1 protein-coding gene and 1 pseudogene are annotated in these 1,324 nt (G+C 36.5%); both read left to right on the top strand.

Going from position 1 to position 1,324, the window contains the following annotated elements; genetic code table 11:
- Positions 1-303, top strand: a 303-nt coding sequence (locus tag ABWI07_RS44160; RefSeq protein WP_353822208.1) for a hypothetical protein, incomplete at its 5' end; no start/stop codon positions are given.
- A gap of 34 nt (positions 304-337) precedes the next feature.
- A pseudogene (locus ABWI07_RS44155) lies at positions 338-1,180 on the top strand (tyrosine-type recombinase/integrase); the annotation flags it as partial.
- Positions 1,181-1,324: the final 144 nt, after the last annotated feature.

Here is a 1,324-nt window from a genome sequence, read left to right as displayed (position 1 = left end):
GAAAATACTCGTGCTCAAGGTAAATTCTTAGAAAAAGCTACAATATACCTATTAGACAAAAACGCTAGTAGACAATCATCCGCAAAATGGCCTGATTCTCGAATTGAGAAAGAAGCTAACAAGATGTGGGATATGAACATAAGCGGCGCTTTCACAAACGTGGCAGAAGGAATTAAAAATGCAGAAAACAAGCCTCGCTTTCACAGTCACGAAGAGCAAGTAGATTACTGGATAAACTTCATGAATGAGTATGAGTTTTTAGAAAACTTTACTGACGGTATCGATGATATGGAATTTGAATAAATAAAACTTTGATACTATTGCTTTCTCCTTAATCATGTCTTGCCCGACAATAGAACAGGAGAAAAAAATGAATATTAAAGAAGTCAAAAAAAAAGACGGTACAACCGTCTATAAAGTAAATGTCTATCTTGGTGTAGATAGCCTAACAGGTAAGCAAGTACGCACTACGGTTACAGCCAAGAACCGTAAAACGTGCGAAAACAAAGCTCACCAAGCTATGAATAAGTTTATCAAAAATGGCTCTACTGTTGCAAGAGAAAAAGTTTCATTTGACAATTTTAACGCCTTAGCCACTAGTTGGTTTGATTCTTATAAATTGACAGTTAAAGCAAACACTATCAGAATCAATAGTAATTTTTTAAAAAATTATATTTTGCCAGCACTCGGAAACTATAAAGTTGAGAAAATTACAACTGTACTATTGCAAAATATTGTTAATGACTGGGCTAGAAATGCCAATACTGCTGAAATAGTTAACGGTAATCGTGAAAAGGGAAAAAGTAAAGATTATAAATTGTTGCTCAATATCATCAAACGCATTCTTGATTATGGTATGCAATTAGGTGTTATTTCAGACAATCCAGCTATAAAAGTATTTTCTCCAAAACTCAAGACAAGAACAGTCAAAAAAATAAAGTATTTTAACAATGATGAACTCAAACGCTTCTTGGATTACCTTGACTCGTTACAATCAACCACAGCAAACATAAAAAGCACTACTCTATACAAGCTTTTACTTGCTACTGGTTTGCGTATCTGTGAGGCTTTAGCCTTATCATGGTCTGATATTGATTTTGTCAATAATACCGTTAGTGTATCTAAGACACTCATACAATACAGCAATGAGATACAAGACAGTGCAAAAACAAAAGAAAGCAATCGTTTAGTTTCTGTAGATAGCGAGACAATTTCAATGTTGAAAGAGTGCGGCCAGCTCGCGGGCCTCCAGCGCCAGCGGCACCATGTCCGGGTGCTTGATCTTCCAGCGGCCCGACATCTGCTCCACGACGAGCTTGGAGTC

It is taken from the genome of Actinomadura sp. NPDC000600 (genome assembly GCF_040492135.1).
Classification (GTDB): domain Bacteria; phylum Actinomycetota; class Actinomycetes; order Streptosporangiales; family Streptosporangiaceae; genus Spirillospora.
This window is presented reverse-complemented; position numbering and strand designations above follow the sequence as displayed.